The organism is Stenotrophomonas sp. S4 (assembly GCF_054187805.2).
Genome location: NZ_CM196188.1, coordinates 1,489,726 through 1,508,397, shown reverse-complemented (window position 1 = coordinate 1,508,397; position 18,672 = coordinate 1,489,726). Strand labels below are relative to the sequence as shown.

The following is an 18,672-nucleotide window of genomic DNA, read 5'->3' as shown; positions in this document are numbered from 1 at the left end:
GAAGCGAATCATCGGTTGGGCCGGGCAGGTTGCTGACCGCCACGGAAAAATCAGAAAAAGCGGAAGCAACGGCGGGTCGCTGCGCTCGTTGCGGGCTGCCGATCACCGCTGTGGTGGGTCACTTCTCTGCTGGGTGCCGACCGTTGGTAGGGCAACACCCGTAGATCCACGCCATGCGTGGATGCTTTGCACTGGATCAACCAATGCTCGTACGATCCCGGCCATCGCTCTTGGCGCGGTACAGCGCACGGTCGGCGCGCTGGTACAGCAACGCCGGGGTGCGGTCGTCGGCATCCAGCTCCACCAGGCCCGCGCTGAAGGTCACGCGCAGGCCCGGCACTTCTGCCCAGTCGGGATGGTCATGGAACAGACCACGCAGGCGCGCGCACAGCTGTGCGGCTTCTTCCAGGCGGGTGTCGTTGAGCAGCAGCGCGAACTCTTCGCCGCCGGTGCGCGCCGGCAGGTCGGAGTCGCGGCAGGCCGCCGCGATCAACGTCGCCACCTGCACCAGCACCGCATCGCCGATGCTGTGGCTGTGACGATCGTTGACGTCCTTGAAGTGGTCGATGTCCAGCACCACCAGGCACAGCGGATGGCCACTGCGCTGCGAACGGGCGAAGTCACGCGCCAGCGTCTCGTCGAAGCCGCGGCGGTTGGCCAGGCCGGTCAGCGCATCCTCGCGGGCCTGGCGTTCAAAGGCCTCGGCCTGCCGCGCCAGGCGCTCTGCCAGTTCGGTCTTTTCCTGGTTCAGCGCCTGCAGGTGCACGGTCTTGGCCTGCAGGTCGAAGGTCGCTTCGTCCACCCGCCGCGCCAGGCGCAGGTTGCTGGCCTTCAGCTGCTGCAGCAGCAGCCGGTACAACGCCACCAGCCCGGCCAGCAGCAACAGCCCGGCCAGCACCTGCACGCTGCGGCGCTGCCACCAGAACGGCTCCACGGTGAAGCTCCATACCGCTTCCTGCTGGCCCCAGGCGCCCCCCGGATGTGCAGCCGCCACGTGCAGGGTGTAGTCGCCCGGCGGCAGGCCAACGAACTCGACGCTGCGCTGCGGGCCACGTTCGACCCAGCCAGCATCGAGGCCATCCAGCCGCGTGCGGTAGCGGATCCGGTCGGACATCAGGTAGCTCAGGCCAACATAGCTCACCGCCAGCCGGCGGCCACCGGGAATGTAATTGCGATCCGGTCCCTCCCAGTGCACCGGCGCACCATCCACCTGCACGCTCTCGATCGCCGCCGGCGGCGATGGCCGTTCACGGAAACGCTGCAGGCGCTGCGGGTCGACCGTGCTCAGGCCACCGGCGGTGACCACCCAGAACGTACCGTCCTGGCGCAGGATCGCCGATGGGCTGGAGCTGCCGTTGGCCTGTGCATTGGCCATGCCGTCGATCTCGTTGTAGCGCTCCACCACCACCCGCGGCGTGCGCCCATCGGCCACCGCATTGAGGGTGCCCATGTCGGTGCGCAGCACGCCACGGTTGCTGCTGATCCAGACATTGCCGAGGCGGTCCGGCACCAGCTGGAATACCGCGTCCACCGGCATGCCCTGCTCCAGGCCGACCCGAGCCAGCGCGCCGTTGCGCCAGCGGTACAGACCACGATCACTGCTGATCCACATCGCATCGCCCAGCTGGTGGAAGCCGAACACACTGCGGCCGCCGCCCAGCGGGGCCAGGTCGATCGACTGCACGTGGTCGCCGCGCAGCACGCGGATGCCCTCGATGGTGCCGATCCACAGGTTGCCCTGATGGTCATGCTCGAGCGCGGTGATCAGGCCGCCGGGCATGCCCGGCACGTTCGAGACCTGCACCCGGTCGCCGTCGATGCGCACCACGCCCTTCTGCGTACCGGCCCAGACCACGCCCTGCGGATCAACGCTGATCGCACGGATGTTGCCACCCGGCATGCCGTCGTCCGCCGCATAGCTGTGGCGCAGGTGGCCGTCGCGGCCCAGCCGGTAGACGCCGTCGCCGAACGTTCCCACCCACAGGTCACCGTCCGGCCCCTGCGCCAGGCTGAGGACCGAGGGTGCCTTGCCGCCACGGTTGTGCAGCGGCATTGCGCGGAAACGGCCGTCGGCGGTCTGCAGGTCAAGGCCACTGGCACTGCCGACCCACAGCTGGCGGTCGCGATCCTCGAACACCGTGCGCACGTAGTCGCCACTGAGCCCGTCGCGCTCGGTGTAGCTGCTGAAGAGTGTTTCGCGCAGGCGGTACAGGCCTCCGTTGGCCCCCACCCAGATGCTGCCCTCAGCATCCTCGCGCAGGCTGACCACGCGTCCACCCGGCAGGTTCAGGCCGGCCGGCAGCCGCTCCAGGCCATGCGCGGAGATACGCAGCAGGCCCTGGTTCTCGGTGCCCAGCCACAGGTCACCATGGCGATCCTGCAGCATCGAGGTCATGTGCAGCTGGCCCGGCAGGCGGTGCACCAGCACCAGCTGGTCGTCCTCCACCCGGTACAGGCGCTCGCCGGCGACGATCCACAGCGCGCCATCCGGTGCCCGGTACGGCCACGACAGGCCACTGCCGGCGCCCAGCCCCCATGCAGCGGGGGCACGCTTGAGCACGCCATCGTTGTCGCGCAGCACCAGCCCGTCGAGCGTGCCGACCCAGACCCGGTCCTGTGCATCGACCACCAGCTTGGTGAAGCTCATCGCCATCGGCAGGTCCGCCGCGGGCGCCTGGTAGACGATGCCGGCATCCGGCGTCAGATAGCCGATGCCCTTGCCTTCGTACAGCAGCCACAGCCGGCCCTGGCTGTCCATCTGCATGGACTGGATCAGCACCTGCGGTGTACCGGCCTGGTGCTCCCAGACCCGCCATTGCCCATCGCTGCCGCGGTGGCTGACGTTGCCGCGCGAATCGCTGATCCACAGCCCGCCCTGGCGGTCGACGAACAGCGCGCCGATGCCGTTGTCGCGCAGGCCCGGGCGCGTGCTGCGGTCGAACACGGTGAAGTCCAGGCCGTTGTAGCGCACCAGCCCTTCCCAGGTGGCGAACCACAGATGGCCCTCCGGCGTCTGTGCGATGTCGCGCAGCGAGTTGTGCGGCACGCCGTTGCGCGAGGTCCATACATCGATGGCGTAGTCGCGCAGCGGGGGCGCGCCCTCCTGTGCAGCCAGCGGCAGCGCGAGGGCCAGCAGCAGCCACAGCAGGCCCTGCCGCAGTGCCCGCTTGAATCCTGATGCGCGGCGCTCCACCCAGCGCCCCTCGTCCCCCTGCCCGCCCATCACCGCAACGGCGGCGGCCAGGTGCGGCTGCAGGGCGCGGCAGCGTGCGGGAACAACCGGGCAGCGCGCAATGGCATGCCGGCGGGAACGGGCTGGCTCATCGGGGGGAGACTGGGGAGATGCGCAGATGATAGGCCAAACCCCGGCCCCGGCGTCACCGTCCGCAGCCCGCCGGCTCAGCCGGCGCGGCCGGGCGCCACCACCTGGGCACTGGCCGGCCACTGCACCACCGCCTCCAGGCCACCTTCGGCCCGGTTGCGCAGCCACAACCGGGCACCGTCCTTCTCGGCCAGGGCGCGGGCGATGGTCAGGCCCAGGCCGGCCCCGCCGGTTTCGCGCGAACGCGAGGTTTCCACCCGCACGAACGGATCGAACACCGCCTCCAGCTGCTCCTCGGCCAGGCCGGGGCCGTCATCGGCCACCACCACGGTGATCGCACCGCCGCTGCGCTCGACCCGTACCCGCGCCCGCTGCGCATACATCACCGCATTGTCCACCAGGTTCGAGAACAGGCGATGCATCGCCAGTGGCCGCAGCATCAGTACCGAACCACTGCCGCCTTCGAAGACCACGTCGGCGCCGCCTTCGGCGGTGTCCTCGACAATGCTCTCCAGCAGCGAATCCAGGTCGAGTGCGGCGCGCTGCTCGGCACTTTCGGCACTGCGGGCCAGTTCCAGGCCCTCGCGCACCAGCGCCTGCATCGCCGCCAGGTCGCCGATCAGGCGCTCGCGCAGGGCTTCGTCGCTGACATTCTCCAGGCGCAGGCGCAGTCGGGTCAGTGGCGTCTGCAGGTCATGGGTGATCGCCGCCAGCATCTGCGTGCGTTCGGCCAGGTGCCTCTGCAGGCGGTGCTGCATGGCATTGAACGCTTCGGCGGCGCGCTGCACTTCACGCGGCCCGCGCAACGGCAACGGGTCGCGCTGCAGATCGTCGCCGAGGTCCTCGGCGGCGGCGGCCAGCTCCTGCAGTGGCGCACTGGCCATGCGCGCAACGATATAGGCCAGCACGGCAATCGCCAGCACCAGCAGGGTCAGGAACCACGGGTCCACGGCGAGGATGCCGTTGTGCGCCACCGCCGGCGAGTCCAGCGCCAGCTTCAGCAGCGTGCCGTCGTTGAGGGTCACGTCCACTGCGCGGCATTTGGGCGGGATGAACGCCGGGTCGCGTTCGCGCGGCGGCCGCCGGTGGCCCGGCGGTGGCGGCGGCAGCAGGTCCTGCAGCTTGGGAATGCAGGAGCGGAACGAAGCGAAATGCACATGCGCGCGCGACACCGGTCCGGGGCGGTCTTCCAGCACTTCCATCAGCGCCGTGTCGGCACGTCCGAGGCGGGCACCGGGCTGCAGCGCGCGCACGCTCGGCCCGCCGATCGCCAGCAGGCGCTCGCGCAGCTCCGGATTGCCGTCCAGCAGGTTGACGTAGCCCTGCAGGCGGTCGGCGATGCGGTTCAGGTTCTGCCGCTCGAACTCCTGCTGGCGCTTGGAGGTGGCCAGCATGGTCGCGCCGATCGCAGCCACCGCCATGCCCAGCAGCAGGATCACGAACAACCGCCCGACCATCGAGGACAGGAAATGGCGCAGGCGCTTCATCGCGGCTTATTCCAGGTTGACCGAGGAGGCCAGCACGTAGCCTTCGTTGCGCACGGTCTTGATCAGTCCGTCCGGGCCACCGTCGTCGCCCAGCTTGTTGCGCAGGCGGCTGACCTGCAGGTCGATCGCGCGGTCCTGCGCCTCGTAGTTGCGGCCACTGCTGAGCGCGACCAGCTGCTCGCGCGACAGCACCTTGTTGGCGTGGGCGATGAACACCCGCAGCAGGCGGAACTCGGCGCCGGACAGCACCACCACGCGGTCATCCGGATCGACCAGGTGGCGATGCTCCAGGTCGAACACCCAGCGCGAGAAGCGTGCGCGGCGTACCGCCAGTGGCTCCAGGTTGGCCGGCAGCGCTTCGGTCCGGCGCAGCACGTTGCGGATCCGCGCCAGCAGCTCGCGCGGTTCGAACGGCTTGGCCAGGTAGTCATCGGCGCCCATTTCCAGGCCCAGCACGCGGTCGATCGGCTCGGCGCGCGCGGTCAGCATGATCACCGGCGTGTTCGAACGCGCACGCAGGTCGCGGCACAGGGTCAGGCCATCCTCGCGCGGCAGGTTGAGGTCCAGCACGATCAGGTCCACGTGCTCGCGGTCCAGCAGCTGGCGCATGGCGGTGCCATCGGCCGCCGTGCTCACCAGGTAGCCGGCGCGGCCGAGCTGCTCGGCCAGCAGCGTGCGGATGTCGTTGTCGTCGTCGACGATCAGCAGTCGATGCATCGGGTTTTCAGTCTCCATGGCGCGATCATCCCGTGTCGGCAGCTGAACCGCATCCGGGGCAATGCGTACCAGTGTATCCACCTACGGGCGGGATACCTGTGGTTACGCGTATTCACCGACAGTGTTACATACAGACATACCCCGAGGATTGAGCCGTCCATCGCCCGGTCTTCACAATGCCCACCAACGCCGCACGCGCGGCCCCGAGAGTGAAGCCACGACGTGACGTTCCGCCTGCTGCCCGCGACCCGACGGAGTCGCCTGATACTGATCGCCCTGCTTGCCCTGATCGTCGCCGCGGCCGCCTGGTGGCTGCTGCGCAAGCCCGCGGCCCCGGCGGTGGCAACCTCACCGGTCAGCCGCGGCGACATCGAACAGACGGTGGATGCCACCGGCGTGATCGATGCCTACAAGCTGGTCAGCGTCGGTGCGCAGGCCTCGGGCCAGATCAAATCGCTGAAGGTGCAGCTGGGCGACACCGTGAAGGAAGGCGACCTGATCGCCGAGATCGACGCCACCACCCAGCAGAACCAGGTGCTCAACGCGCAGGCCTCGCTGGATCAGGTCACCGCCCAGCGCGCCGTTCAGCAGGCCACCCTGCGCCAGGCCGAACTGGAGTTCGCGCGCCAGCAGCAGATGCTGGCTGCCGAGGCCACCTCACGCCAGGAATACGATGCCGCCGAAGCGCAGCTGAAGACCGCCCGCGCCCAGCTGCAGTCCTACGAGGCGCAGATCAAGGGCCGCGAAACCGAGCTGGGCACCGCCCGCGCCAACCTGGCCTATACCCGCATCACCGCGCCGATGGATGGCACCGTGGTGGCGGTGGTGGCCGAGGAAGGCCGCACCGTGAACGCCAACCAGACCGCGCCCACCATCGTCATGCTGGCCCGGCTGGACGTGGTCACCGTCAATGCCGAGATCTCCGAGGCCGACGTGGTCAAGATCAAGGCCGGCATGCCGGTGTACTTCACCACGCTGGGCGACCCGGACCGCAAGTACCACGCCACGCTGCGCCAGATCAATCCGGCGCCGGCCTCGATCGCCAACGAGAGTTCGTCCAGTTCCAGCAGTTCGTCCAGTTCCAGTTCCAGCAGCGCGGTCTACTACAACGCGCTGTTCGACGTGGAGAATCCGGATGGCACCCTGCGCATCGACATGACCGCGCAGGTCTCGGTACTGCTGAAGCAGGCCAAGGGCGTGCTGATGGTGCCGGCGGTGGCACTGGGGCCGAAGCGCCGTGGCGACGAGCGCATGGTGCGGGTACTGGATGACAAGGGCCAGCCGCAGCCGCGCAAGGTCACCGTGGGCATCAACAACGGCGCCTCGGCCGAGATCCTGTCCGGGCTGAAGGAAGGCGAGCGCGTGGTGGTCGGCGAAGCCAGCGCCGCCGCGGCCGGTGCCGGCGGCGGCAACCGCGGCGGCATGCAGATGCGGGTCGGCGGCCCGGGCATGGGGCGACGATGAGCACGACGGCGCCGCTGCTGCGCCTGCGCGACCTGCGACGCGAGTTCCCGGCCGGCGACGATGTGATCGCCGTGCTGCGCGACGTCAATCTCGACATCCACGCCGGTGAGATGGTGGCCATCGTCGGCCAGTCCGGCTCGGGCAAGTCGACGCTGATGAACATCCTCGGCTGCCTCGATCGTCCCACCCGTGGCAGCTACCAGGTGGCTGGCCGCGAGACCGGAAAGATGGAGCCGGACGAACTGGCCGAACTGCGCCGCGAGCATTTCGGCTTCATCTTCCAGCGCTACCACCTGCTGGGCGATCTGGATGCGCGCGGCAACGTGGAGGTGCCGGCGGTGTACGCCGGCAGCCCCGGCCCGGTGCGCAACGCGCGTGCCGAGCAGCTGCTGCAGCGGCTGGGCCTGAGCGACCGCATGCATCACAAGCCGGGCCAGCTGTCCGGTGGCCAGCAGCAGCGCGTGTCGATCGCACGCGCCCTGATGAACGGCGGCGAGGTGATCCTGGCCGACGAACCGACTGGTGCGCTCGACACGAAATCCGGCGAGGAAGTGATGGCGATCCTCGGCGAGCTGCATGCCGAAGGCCACACCATCATCATCGTCACCCACGACATGAGCGTGGCCGAACACGCACAGCGCATCATCGAAATCCGCGACGGCGAGATCATTGCCGACCGCGCCAACCCGAATGCGCCGACCTACCGCGCACAGCGTGAGGCCAGCACCGGCGTTGCCCGCGGCAACAGCTGGCGGGCGGCGCGCGACCGCTTCACCGAAGCATTCCGTATGGCCCTGCTGGCGATGAACGCGCACCGCCTGCGCACCTTCCTGACCATGCTCGGCATCATTATCGGCATCGCCTCGGTGGTCTCGGTGGTGGCGCTGGGCAACGGCTCGCAGCAGCAGATCCTGCAGAACATCAGCGCGCTCGGCACCAATACGATCGACGTCTATCCCGGCCGTGGTTTCGGCGACATGCGCTCGGCACGGGTGCAGACGCTCAAGGCCAGCGATGCCGACGCCCTGGCAAAGCAGAGCTACGTGGACAGCGCCACCCCCAGCGTGTCGACCTCGGTCACCGCGCGCTACCGCAACCAGTCGTCCACCGCCCAGGTCAGCGGCGTCGGCGAGCAGTTCTTCCGGGTCAAGGGCGTAACCCTGCTCAGTGGCAGCTTCTTCGACGCCGATGCGGTCAAGGGCCTGGGCCAGGTGGCGGTGATCGACGAGAACACCCAGACCCAGTTCTTCCCCGATGTCGATCCGGTCGGCCAGGTGATCCTGCTCGGCAACGTGCCGGCACGCGTGGTCGGCGTGGCCAAGCGCCAGAGTTTCGGCTTCGGCGGCAGTACCAGCCTCAGCGTGTGGGTGCCCTACACCACGGTGATGTCGCGCATGCTCGGCCAGAGCCACGTGTCCAGCATCACCGTGCGCGTGGACGACGCCACGCCGATGGATGCCGCGCAGGAAGCGATCACCCGCCTGCTGACCCTGCGCCATGGCACCGAGGACTTCTTCCTCAGCAACAGCGCCGAGATCCGCGAGACCATCGAGCAGACCACGCGCACGATGACCCTGTTGATCGGCGCCATCGCCGCCATCGCGTTGCTGGTGGGCGGCATCGGCGTGATGAACATCATGCTGGTGTCGGTGACCGAGCGCACCCGCGAGATCGGGGTGCGCATGGCCGTCGGTGCACGGCAGAGTGATATCCGCCAGCAGTTCCTGATCGAAGCGGTGCTGGTCTGCCTGCTCGGCGGCGTGCTCGGCATCGGCCTGGCGCTGCTGCTGGGCTCGATGATCGGCCGCTTCGCCAGCGACTTCCAGGTGCTGTTCTCCACCGCCTCGATCGTCGCCGCGTTTGCCTGCTCCACCCTGATCGGCGTGGCGTTCGGCTTCCTGCCCGCGCGCAACGCCGCGCAGCTCGACCCGGTGGAGGCCCTGGCCCGCGAATGAAGATGATGATGATCCGACTCCCCTTCCCTGCTCCCCCGCGCCTGCTGCTGGCAGGTGCTGTACTGCTCGCCTTGTCCGGCTGTGCGTCGGTCGGCCGCTATCCGGTGCACGACCCCGACGTGGCGGCCCGCTACGGGCGCGGCGATGCCACCCTCAACGCACCGGCCGACGACCCGCGCAGCAGCCTGGATACACCGGGCCGCGACATCCGCCAGGACACCTGGTGGACCGGCTTCGGCGATGAACGCCTGGACCGCCTGGTGGCGCAGGCACTGGCGGCCAACAGCGATCTCGCCGCCGCCGGCCTGGCCGTGCAGCGTTCGCGCCTGCAGGCCGGCCTGGCCAGCAACGCGCTGTGGCCGCAGCCTTCGTCATCCGGCGTCAGCGGCAACGCCAGCCGCGCCACCGACCAGGCCGACGACTGGCGCCGCAGCTATTCCACCGGCGTCTCGCTGGGCTGGGAAGTGGACCTGTGGGGCCGCCTGCGCACCCAGCGCGACATCGCCCGCTGGGAAGCCGAGGCCAGCGAGGAGGACCGGCAGAACACCGCCCTGCTGGTGATCAGCGACACCATCACCCAGTACTGGAACCTGGCCTACCTGAACCAGTCGATCGCCACCGGCCAGGCCAACCTGGAGCGGCTGGAACGCACCCGCGAACTGGTGCAGGCCCGCTTCGACGCCGGTGCGGTATCGCGGCTGGAAGTGCGCCAGGCACTGCAGAACCTGCAGTCGCAGCGGTCCTCGCAGAGCGCACTGGAGCAGCAGCGGGTGGAGGTGCGCAACGCGCTGACCGTGCTGCTGGACGGCACGCCCTGGCCCCAGCAGGATGAGCCACAGGACCTGCTGGGTGCACGCAGCCCAGGTATCAGCGAAGGCCTGCCGACCGACCTGCTCGGCCGCCGTCCCGACCTGCGCGCCGCCGAACTTCGCCTGCGCAACAGCCTGAAGACGATCAAGGTCACCGCCACCCAGTACTACCCGGCGCTGAGCCTGACCGGCAGCCTCGGTTCCAGCGCGACCTCGCTGGGCGATGTACTGCGCAACCCGGTGGCCACGCTGGGCGCCGGCCTGTCGCTGCCGTTCCTCAACCTGCAGCGCGCGCAGCTGGATACCGATATCGCCGGTACCGCCTACCAGATCGCCGCCACCAACTTCCGCAAGACGCTGTATACCGCGCTCTCGGAAGTGGACAACGCGCTGTCGGCACGCGAGCAGCTGGTGCGCCAGGTGGCCGCCTCACAGGCTTCATACGATGAGGCGGTGGAAGTGGAACGCGCGCAGGAAGTGCGCTACCGCGTGGGCGCCACCGACCTGCGCACCTGGCTGGAAGCGCAGCAGACCCGGCGTGATGCCGAGCTGTCGCTGGCGCGCGTGCGCCAGGGCCAGCTGAACAACGACGTGACCCTGTTCAAGGCGCTGGGCGGCAGCGCGGGGTAACGTCTTCTGTAGAGCCGAGCCCATGCTCAGCTGCGCTTTGATCGGGAACGTAATAGCCGAGCATAGGCTCGGCTCTACAAGCGCCTCTGGCCGATCAACCGCGCTGGCGCACGGCCTCGAACAGGCTGACGCCGGCGGCGACGGAGACGTTCAGGCTCTCGATCTCGCCCGGCATCGGGATCTTGACCAGGCCATCGCAGTTCTCGCGGGTCAGGCGGCGCAGGCCATCGGCTTCGCCGCCCAGCACCAGCGCGATGTTGCCCTTCAGGTCCAGCTGGTACAGCGAGGCGGTGGCTTCACCGGCTAGGCCATAGATCCACACGCCCTGCTTCTGCAGGTCCTTCAGGCAGCGCGACAGGTTGGTCACCGCCACCACCGGGATGAGATCGGCGGCACCGGCCGAGGTCTTGCGCACAGTGGCATTGACCGTGGCCGACTTGTCCTTCGGGATGATCACCGCAGTCGCCCCGGCGGCAGCGGCCGAGCGCAGGCAGGCGCCGAGGTTGTGCGGGTCCTGCACTTCGTCCAGCACCAGCAGCAGGGCCTTGCCCTCGGCCGCGGTGACCAGGCCTTCCAGCTCGTTCTCGCTGTAGGTGCGGGCGGCGGCATAGCGCGCAGCCACGCCCTGGTGGCGCACCGAACCGCCAACACCGTCCAGCGCCTGGCTGTTCACCTTGCGCACGTCGATGCCCTTGCGACGGGCGTTCTCTTCGATCTCGGTCAGGCGCGGGTTCTTCGCACCGGCCTCGACCAGCACTTCGCGGACGTTCTCGGCGTCGTTCTCGATGGAGGAGGCGACGGCGTTGACGCCGACAATCCACTGGCTGTTCTTGCTCATGCGGGCGGGGACCGGAAAGGGGGTGGCTATGGTAGAGCATCGGCGGGCCGGGCGCTGCGGCCGGCCCTCTGAAGCGCCGAGCCCATGCTCGACTGGCGGCGGCCGATGAAGCCTGGACCCAGAGCAGCCGAGCGTGGGCTCGGTGCTGCAGGTGGGTCATCGGCTGCGCGGCGGCCAGTGCGGGGTGTCGTGGTCGGGGTGCTGGTGGGACACGATGGTGGCCAGGAACTCCAGCGCCGCGATGTCGTCCTCGGTGCGCCGCGCCGGCAGGCCGGACAAACTGTCGACGAACGGCAGCTTGCGCTCCACCCCGTACTGGATCGTCGGTGGCAGGCGTTCCGGCTCGTCGAAGGCACCGGCGGCCACGGCCACGCCATCCGGGGCTTCGTAGGTCAGGGGTGTGCCGCAGTCGGCGCAGAAGCCACGCCGCACCACGTTGGACGACTGGAAATAGCGCGGCTGGCCGCGGGTCCAGCTGAACTGCACGCCGCGCACGGATACCAGCGGCGCGTAATAGGCACCGAACGCCTTCTGGCACATCCGGCAATGGCAGATCGAGCTGTCGGTCAGCGCACCGCGCGCCTGGAAGCGGATCGCGCCGCACTGGCAGCCGCCACTGTATTCGGGTTGGCCCTGCATGGTGAGTTCCTCCGAAACGTCGTGCCAACCAACGGTTGGCACCTACCGGGTGAGGTGGGCACCCACCGGGTGAGGTGGATGCCTACCGGGTGAGGTGGGTGCCTACCGGGTGAGGTGGGTGCCGACCGTTGGTCGGCACGCCTTTCAATATTGCTTCTTGGTGCGCTTGGCCGGCTTGCCACGCTCGGGCAGCGGCGGCAGGCCATCGCCCTCGTCTTCGCCCTTGTGCTCGACCAGGCGGAAGTCGATCTTGCGTTCTTCCATGCTGGCCTTCAGCACCAGGATGCGCACGCGGTCGCCCAACCGGTAGCTGCTGCCACGGCGTTCGCCGGTCAGCGTCTTGCGGGTGGCGTCGAACTTGTAATAGTCCTGCGGCAGCTGGGTCACATGCACCAGACCCTGCACCTTGGATTCGTCCAGTTCCACGAACAGGCCGAAGCTGGTCACGCCGCTGATGACGCCGTCGAACTGGCCGCCCACGTGCTTTTCCATCCACGCCGCGCGGTAACGCTCGTCGACCTCGCGCTCGGCCTCGTCGGCACGACGCTCACGCTCGGAACACTGCAGCGCCAGCGCAGCCATTTCGCGCGCGTTGTAGGTGAACTTGTCCAGCGGCTTGCCGGACAACGCGTGCTTTATCGCGCGGTGCACCAGCAGGTCGGGGTAACGGCGGATCGGCGAGGTGAAATGCGCGTACGCCTCCAGCGCCAGGCCGAAGTGGCCGTGATTTTCCGGGCTGTAGATCGCCAGGCTCTGGCTGCGCAGCAGCACCGATTCCAGCAGCGTGGCATCGGGGCGGTCGCGGATCTTCTTCAGCAGCTTGGTGTAGTCACCCGGGCGCACCTTCGACCACGGCGGCAGGCTCAGCTTGAACTCCTTGAGGAATTCCAGCAGGTCGGCGTACTTGGTTTCCGGCGGCTTCTCGTGGATGCGGTACGGCGCCGGCACATGGCGCGACAGCAGGTACTTGGCCGCCTCGACGTTGGCCGCGATCATGCATTCCTCGATCAGCTTGTGCGCGTCGTTGCGCACCAGCATGCCGGCCTGGGTCACTTCACCGCGGTTGTCCAGCACGAATCGCACTTCACTGCTTTCGAACTCGATGGCACCGCGCTTGGCACGTGCCTTGGACAGCACCTTGTACAGCTGGTGCAGGCGCTGCACCTGCGGCAGCAGGTCGCCCATCCAGGCCTTGGTATCGGCATCGTCCTCGCCCACCGCCTTCCACACCTGGGTGTAGGTCAGGCGCGCATGCGAGTTCATCACCGCCTCATAGAAGCGCGAATGCGTGACCAGGCCATCGCGGTCGATCTGCATGTCGCAGACAAAGCACATGCGGTCGACCTTCGGCATCAGCGAGCAGATGCCGTTGGACAGCGTCTCCGGCAGCATCGGCACCACGAAGCCCGGGAAGTACACCGAGGTGGCGCGCTTCTGCGCTTCCTCATCCAGCGGCGTGCCGGGGCGCACGTAGTTCGAGACATCGGCGATCGCCACCACCAGGCGGAAACCCTCGGCATTCGGCTCGCAGTACACCGCGTCGTCGAAGTCCTTGGCATCTTCACCGTCGATGGTGACCAGCGGCGTGCTGCGCAGGTCGACGCGGTCGCCGATCATTGCCGGCTCGACCACCAGCGGCACCGAGGCCGCTTCGTCCAGCACTTCCTGTGGAAACTCGAACGGCAGCTCGTGGCCGTGGATGGCGGTCTCAACCACCAGCGAGGCGGTCAGCTTGTCGCCGAGCACGGCGATGATGCGGCCGATCGGCGGACGGCGGCTGTCCGGCGCCTGGGTCAGTTCGCAGACCACCAGCTGGCCGTCGCGTGCACCACCGGTCTGGTCCGGCGGCACCTGCACGTTGCGCTGCACGCGCTTGTCGTCGGGCACCACATAGTTGATGCCCATCTCAATGCTGAAGCGGCCGATCAGGCGGGTCATGCCGCGTTCGAGCACGCGGGCGATGCTGCCTTCGCGACGGCCACGGTGATCGATGCCGGTCACGCGGGCCAGCACCTTGTCGCCGTGCATCACCTTGCGCATCTCATACGGCGGCAGGAACAGGTCGTCGCCGCCTTCGACCGGGCGCAGGAAGCCGAACCCTTCCGGGTTGGCGATCACCACGCCGGTGACCAGGTTCAGTGTCTGGATCGGAGCGAAACCGCCCCGGCGGTTCTGCACCAGCTGGCCATCGCGGACCATGGCGCCGAGCCGGCGCGACAGTGCTTCGGCCCGGTCCGGCGCGGTCAGGCCCAGGCGCGCGCCCAGTTCTTCGGCGGTCTGCGGCCCTTCGCAGCGCTCCAGCAGGGCCAGGATGGCCTCGCGGCTGGCGATGGGCTGTTCGTATTTCTCGGCTTCGCGGGCGGCATAGGGATCGTCGATCACCTTGCCGGTCGGCGGCAGCTTGCGGCCCGGTGCCGGGCCGGGGGCGTCCGTACCGCGAACCTTGCGGCCACGCGGCGCGGTGCCACCTTCATTCAATTCGGGGAACCAGCCCGGCAACGGCTTGCCCGGCTTGGGGGTGCGGGCTGCGCCCGCCTTGGCGCCCTTGTTCGGGGCCTGGCTGCGGGACTTGCTCCCGCCCTTGCTTGGTTTTTTGGTAGTCATCGCCCTACATGGTAGCCGCTGACAGCGTGCAGAACGGGTCAGCGGCCGCCTTGAAGGCCTTGCATGAAAAATATTCAGGAAGTCGTTGACAGCCTGCGGATTCATCTTCACAATTGCGCCTCTGGAACGCCCAGGTGGCGGAATTGGTAGACGCACTAGTTTCAGGTACTAGCGGGTAAAACCGTGGAGGTTCGAGTCCTCTCCTGGGCACCAACGAAAAAACTCCTCGCTTCGGCGGGGATTTTTTTTGCCTGCGATCCGGCGCCGGGGTCGGATTCCTCTCCACAGGAAAAGGCTCTGGCCCCAACGCGAGCCCCATGGGGTCAGAGCCCGTTTCGCAGGCGAAACGGGATCCGACCCCGGATCCACGAAAGGTGTTGACACCCCCGTCACAGCACCCCATAATCTCGCTCCTCGACGCCCAGGTGGCGGAATTGGTAGACGCACTAGTTTCAGGTACTAGCGGGTAAAACCGTGGAGGTTCGAGTCCTCTCCTGGGCACCACGTCGAGAATGAGAAAAACCCGCGAAAGCGGGTTTTTTCATGCCCGGAATGCGGCATCAGAACAACGGCCGCAGCACCAGCTCCAGGCCGAGCAGCAGCAGGAACCCCAGGAAACAGGCGCGGAACACCCGCGCACTGATCCGCTGCCGGATCACCTGGCCCAGCCACATGCCCAGCAACGCCGGCAACACCGCCAACGCACTCAGCCCCAGCTGCTGGATGCCGAACGCACCGTGCAGCACCAGGCCGGTGGTCAGCGCAATCGTCGACACGGTGAACGCCAGCCCGAGCGCCTGCACCAGCTCCTCGCGCTGCAACCCCAGCGACTGCAGGTACGGCACCGCCGGCATCACGAACACACCCGTCGCACCCGTCACCACACCGGATAGCGCACCCACCAGCGGCCCCAGCCAACGCTCGCGCCGCTGCGGTACGCGGAACACCGGCGCGAGCAGCGCATACACCGCGTAGACCACCAGTGCCACGCCCAAAGCCACGCGCGACCAGGTGCGATCGACCCGCACCAGCAATGCTGCCGAACCCAGCGTCACCACCACCACTGCCAGCATCATCGGCCACAGGCGTCGCACGATGTGGCCAAGTGACGGCCCGGACAGCAGCTGCCACGCATTGGTGACGAAGGTCGGGATGAACAGCATCGACGCCGCCGCCACCGGCGACAGCGCGCCACCGAGCAGGCCCATCGCCACCGTCGGCAACCCCATCCCCGTCACGCCCTTGACCACGCCGGCCAGCACGAACACCACCACCAGCAGCACGTAGAAGTACATCGATTCATTCATGCCTTCATTGGATCGGGCCGCCGCCCGGCGCACAATGCGGTCTTCCCGGCCGAGCCTTCGGCTGACCCGAAGGCGCCGGATCAGCAATGAGGCACGACATGCGGATGGACATCGCCGACCTGCGCCTGTTCCTGGCCATCGCCGAAGCGGGCAGCATCACCGCCGGCGCGGCGCAGGCAAACCTGGCATTGGGTTCAGCCAGTGAGCGCCTGCGCACGATCGAAGCCGATGCCGGTACCCCGCTGTTGAACCGGCACCCACGCGGCGTCAGCCTGACCGAAGCCGGCGCCGCCCTCGCCCACCATGCACGGCTGATCCTGCAGCAGCAGGCACAGCTGCGTGGCGAACTGCAGGCGTTCGCGCATGGCGCGCGCGGCACCCTGCACCTGTATGCCAACACCGCCGCGCTGACCAACTACCTGCCCGCGCGGCTCGCACCGTGGCTGGCCGAACGCCCGCGCCTGCATGTCGAACTGATCGAGCGCACCAGCCCCGAAGTCGTACGCGCGATCAGTGCCGGCCAGGCCGAGGCCGGCATCATCAGCGACGCGGTCGACGCGGCCGGCCTGCAGCAGCACGTGGTCGCCGAAGACCCGCTGGTGATGCTGCTGCCGGCCGATCACCGCCTCGCCTCGCGGCGCAGTGTGACCTTCGCCGAGGTTGCCGGCGAGACCTTCGTTGCCCTGGCCGATGGCAATGCACTGCAGACCTACATCGAGGACCAGGCGCGCGACATCGGGCGCCGCCTGGATGTGCGCATCCGCATGAAGACCTTCGAAGGCGTGTGCATCATGGTCGGCCACGGCATCGGCGTCGGCATCGTGCCGCGGACCATTGCACGCCAGCATCGGCGCAGCACGCACACCGTCGCCGTACCGCTCGCCGATGCGTGGGCACAACGGCGCCTGTGCGCCTGCTTTGCCGAGTGGACGCGACTGTCACCGGCGATGCGCAGCCTGCTGCATCACCTCGGCGTGCAGCCGCAGAAAAAAGTGTGAAATGTTGTTGACACATCTTCTGCCGCTCCCCATAATTCATCTCCTGAGTCGCCCAGGTGGCGGAATTGGTAGACGCACTAGTTTCAGGTACTAGCGGGTAAAACCGTGGAGGTTCGAGTCCTCTCCTGGGCACCACGACTCAAGATGATCAAACCCGCGAAAGCGGGTTTTTTCGTTTCCGGGGTCTGCCATGTCAACGCGATGGCGACGCTCATCCACGCATGGCGTGGATCTACCGAATTGCACAACGCTCCAAACAAAAACCCCGCCTTCCGGCGGGGTTTCTGCATTGGCGCTACCGAATGGCAGACCGGTCAGTGCCCGCCACCGGCGGCTGCACCCGCACCCGCGCCGAACGGCGGTTTGGCCAGCCACAGGAACGCGATGATCGCCAGGAAGATCCAGCCCAGCAGGAAGAAGATGTCGTTGAAGCCCATCTGCGACGCCTGGTGGTTGATCATGTTGTTCAGTACCGCTGCGCCGTGTTGCAGGTCGCCCTGCCCCATCGCCGTGACCTGGTCCTGCATGCCCGGCTGATAGGCCGAGATGTGCTCGGTCAGGTCGGCATGGTGCACCTGGGTGCGCCGCGCCCACAGCCACGTCGTCAGCGACGCCGCGAAACTGCCGCCCAGCGTTCGCAGGAACGTGGCCAGGCCGGAGCCCGCCGCAATCTCGCGACCATCCAGGTCCGACAGCAGGATCTGCAGCACCGGCATGAAGAACAGCGCGACGCCGATGCCCATGATCAGCTGTACGCCAGCCACGTGCATGTAGTCCACCTGCAGGTTGAAGTTCGAACGCAGGAAGCTGGTCATCGACAGCACGATGAAGGCGACCGTGGCCAGCATGCGCATGTCGAAGCGCGATGCATACTTGCCCACGAACGGCGTCATGATCACCGGCAGGATGCCGATCGGCGCGGTCGCCAGGCCTGCCCAGATCGCGGTGTAGCCCATGTCACGCTGCAACCACTGCGGAATCAGCAGGGCCACGCTGAAGAACGCGGCGTAAGCCACCACCATCGCCAGCGTGCCGGCGCGGAAGTTGCGATGACGGAACAGCTTCAGGTCGACGATCGGATCCTTGTCGGTCAGCTCCCAGATCAGGAACACCGTCAGCGTCACCACCGCCACGCAGGCCAGCACCACGATCTTCATCGACGAGAACCAGTCCTCGTCGTTGCCCAGATCGAGCACCAGCTGCAGCGCACCGACGCCGATCACCAGGGTGATCAGGCCGACGTAGTCCATCTTCGGCTTCTCGATCTGCTCCGGGCGCCCCTTCAACTGGTTGCCCACCACCAGCGCGGCGAAGATGCCCAGTGGCACATTGATCAGGAAGATCCATTCCCAGCTGTAGTTGTCGGTGATCCAGCCACCGAGGATAGGACCGCAGATGGGCGCCACCACCGTGATCATCGCCAGCAGCGCCAAGGCCTGTCCGCGTTTCTCGCGCGGATAGATCGAGACCAGCAACGACTGCGTGATCGGGTACATCGGGCCGGCCACGAAACCCTGCAGCGCACGCGACAGCACCAGCATGCCCATGCTCTGCGCCAGGCCGCACAGCAGCGAGGTGATGACGAAGGCCAGCGTGGCCCAGACGAACAGCTTGCGTTCGCCGAAGCGGCGGCTGAGCCAGCCGGTCAGCGGCAGCGCGATGGCCGTGCTGACCGCGAACGAGGTGATGACCCAGGTCGCCTGCTGCGAACTGGCGCCGAGGTTACCGGCGATGGTCGGCAGCGAGACGTTGGCGATGGTGGTGTCGAGCACCTGCATGAACGACGCCATCGCCAGGCCCACGGTGCACAGGGCGACGCTGGGTGGCAGGAACCCGGAGGCCGCACCCGGCGCCGCCGGTGCGCCCGGAGCGCCGGGCGCGGCTGGAGCTTGTGCGGACATG

The 18,672-nt window shown here is 67.9% G+C and carries 12 protein-coding genes and 3 tRNA genes; 7 read left to right on the top strand and 8 right to left on the bottom strand.

Annotated features, from left to right (window positions below; all coding sequences use genetic code 11):
- Positions 1 to 196: 196 nt before the first annotated feature.
- From ACUZUJ_RS06860 to ACUZUJ_RS06850, 3 genes are all read right to left on the bottom strand, one after another.
- Positions 197 to 3,223 (bottom strand): two-component regulator propeller domain-containing protein, encoded by a 3,027-nt coding sequence (locus ACUZUJ_RS06860; protein ID WP_458220071.1) that lies wholly within the window; start codon positions 3,221 to 3,223, stop codon positions 197 to 199.
- A gap of 176 nt (positions 3,224 to 3,399) precedes the next feature.
- Positions 3,400 to 4,809 (bottom strand): ATP-binding protein, encoded by a 1,410-nt coding sequence (locus ACUZUJ_RS06855; RefSeq protein WP_049446197.1) that lies wholly within the window; start codon positions 4,807 to 4,809, stop codon positions 3,400 to 3,402.
- 6 nt (positions 4,810 to 4,815) lie between these two features.
- The gene (locus ACUZUJ_RS06850; RefSeq protein ID WP_014036538.1) at positions 4,816 to 5,544 is read right to left on the bottom strand and encodes a response regulator; all 729 of its coding nucleotides are present in this window, start codon (positions 5,542 to 5,544) and stop codon (positions 4,816 to 4,818) included.
- Between the two features lie 204 nt (positions 5,545 to 5,748).
- Here ACUZUJ_RS06850 and ACUZUJ_RS06845 point away from each other — a divergent pair, with 204 nt between their 5' ends.
- The 3 genes from ACUZUJ_RS06845 to ACUZUJ_RS06835 are packed head-to-tail and all read left to right on the top strand — an operon-like array spanning position 5,749 to position 10,384.
- Positions 5,749 to 6,990: an efflux RND transporter periplasmic adaptor subunit gene (locus ACUZUJ_RS06845; RefSeq protein WP_014036537.1), complete on the top strand. Its 1,242-nt coding sequence runs from the start codon at positions 5,749 to 5,751 to the stop codon at positions 6,988 to 6,990.
- On the top strand, positions 6,987 to 8,945 hold the full coding sequence (locus tag ACUZUJ_RS06840; protein ID WP_014036536.1) for a MacB family efflux pump subunit: 1,959 nt from the start codon (positions 6,987 to 6,989) through the stop codon (positions 8,943 to 8,945). Before ACUZUJ_RS06845 ends, ACUZUJ_RS06840 begins: the two co-directional genes overlap by 4 nt.
- A gap of 2 nt (positions 8,946 to 8,947) precedes the next feature.
- Entirely contained in the window at positions 8,948 to 10,384 is a 1,437-nt protein-coding gene (locus ACUZUJ_RS06835) for a TolC family protein (protein WP_424143731.1), read from the top strand.
- 94 nt (positions 10,385 to 10,478) lie between these two features.
- Here the strand turns inward: ACUZUJ_RS06835 and rlmB are convergent, their stop codons facing one another.
- The 3 genes from rlmB to rnr form a co-directional block, all read right to left on the bottom strand.
- Positions 10,479 to 11,222 (bottom strand): 23S rRNA (guanosine(2251)-2'-O)-methyltransferase RlmB, encoded by a 744-nt coding sequence (gene rlmB / locus ACUZUJ_RS06830; RefSeq protein WP_005408775.1) that lies wholly within the window; start codon positions 11,220 to 11,222, stop codon positions 10,479 to 10,481.
- Positions 11,223 to 11,378: 156 nt separating this feature from the next.
- On the bottom strand, positions 11,379 to 11,861 hold the full coding sequence (locus tag ACUZUJ_RS06825; protein ID WP_119007014.1) for a GFA family protein: 483 nt from the start codon (positions 11,859 to 11,861) through the stop codon (positions 11,379 to 11,381).
- Between the two features lie 144 nt (positions 11,862 to 12,005).
- Complete coding sequence (gene rnr, locus ACUZUJ_RS06820; RefSeq protein WP_119007015.1) at positions 12,006 to 14,465, bottom strand: ribonuclease R; 2,460 nt, start codon at positions 14,463 to 14,465, stop codon at positions 12,006 to 12,008.
- Between the two features lie 128 nt (positions 14,466 to 14,593).
- Between rnr and ACUZUJ_RS06815 the strand changes: the two genes are divergently transcribed.
- Both ACUZUJ_RS06815 and ACUZUJ_RS06810 read left to right on the top strand, forming a co-directional pair.
- Positions 14,594 to 14,678: transfer RNA gene (locus ACUZUJ_RS06815), tRNA-Leu, on the top strand.
- A gap of 206 nt (positions 14,679 to 14,884) precedes the next feature.
- Positions 14,885 to 14,969, top strand: a tRNA-Leu gene (locus ACUZUJ_RS06810).
- A gap of 56 nt (positions 14,970 to 15,025) precedes the next feature.
- Here ACUZUJ_RS06810 and ACUZUJ_RS06805 read toward each other — a convergent pair.
- A complete protein-coding gene (locus ACUZUJ_RS06805) occupies positions 15,026 to 15,772 on the bottom strand; it encodes a sulfite exporter TauE/SafE family protein (RefSeq protein WP_049446206.1) in 747 nt (248 codons plus the stop codon).
- A gap of 98 nt (positions 15,773 to 15,870) precedes the next feature.
- Here ACUZUJ_RS06805 and ACUZUJ_RS06800 point away from each other — a divergent pair, with 98 nt between their 5' ends.
- Positions 15,871 to 16,770, top strand: a complete 900-nt coding sequence (locus ACUZUJ_RS06800) for a LysR family transcriptional regulator (protein ID WP_049446208.1) — start codon at positions 15,871 to 15,873, stop codon at positions 16,768 to 16,770.
- Positions 16,771 to 16,820: 50 nt separating this feature from the next.
- A tRNA-Leu gene (locus ACUZUJ_RS06795) sits at positions 16,821 to 16,905 on the top strand.
- A gap of 179 nt (positions 16,906 to 17,084) precedes the next feature.
- Here the strand turns inward: ACUZUJ_RS06795 and emrB are convergent.
- A complete protein-coding gene (gene emrB, locus ACUZUJ_RS06790; RefSeq protein WP_014036530.1) occupies positions 17,085 to 18,671 on the bottom strand; it encodes a multidrug efflux MFS transporter permease subunit EmrB in 1,587 nt (528 codons plus the stop codon).
- Position 18,672: the final 1 nt, after the last annotated feature.

Excerpts from the sequence above, each read along its gene's own strand:
- ACUZUJ_RS06860 (WP_458220071.1), bottom strand. The coding sequence starts at position 3,223 with ATGGGCGGGCAGGGGGACGAGGGGCGCTGGGTGGAGCGCCGCGCATCA.
- ACUZUJ_RS06855 (WP_049446197.1), bottom strand. The coding sequence starts at position 4,809 with ATGAAGCGCCTGCGCCATTTCCTGTCCTCGATGGTCGGGCGGTTGTTC.
- ACUZUJ_RS06850 (WP_014036538.1), bottom strand. The coding sequence starts at position 5,544 with ATGGAGACTGAAAACCCGATGCATCGACTGCTGATCGTCGACGACGAC.
- ACUZUJ_RS06840 (WP_014036536.1), top strand. The coding sequence starts at position 6,987 with ATGAGCACGACGGCGCCGCTGCTGCGCCTGCGCGACCTGCGACGCGAG.
- ACUZUJ_RS06835 (WP_424143731.1), top strand. The coding sequence starts at position 8,948 with ATGATGATGATCCGACTCCCCTTCCCTGCTCCCCCGCGCCTGCTGCTG.
- rlmB (WP_005408775.1), bottom strand. The coding sequence starts at position 11,222 with ATGAGCAAGAACAGCCAGTGGATTGTCGGCGTCAACGCCGTCGCCTCC.
- ACUZUJ_RS06825 (WP_119007014.1), bottom strand. The coding sequence starts at position 11,861 with ATGCAGGGCCAACCCGAATACAGTGGCGGCTGCCAGTGCGGCGCGATC.
- rnr (WP_119007015.1), bottom strand. The coding sequence starts at position 14,465 with ATGACTACCAAAAAACCAAGCAAGGGCGGGAGCAAGTCCCGCAGCCAG.
- ACUZUJ_RS06805 (WP_049446206.1), bottom strand. The coding sequence starts at position 15,772 with ATGAATGAATCGATGTACTTCTACGTGCTGCTGGTGGTGGTGTTCGTG.
- ACUZUJ_RS06800 (WP_049446208.1), top strand. The coding sequence starts at position 15,871 with ATGCGGATGGACATCGCCGACCTGCGCCTGTTCCTGGCCATCGCCGAA.
- emrB (WP_014036530.1), bottom strand. The coding sequence starts at position 18,671 with ATGTCCGCACAAGCTCCAGCCGCGCCCGGCGCTCCGGGCGCACCGGCG.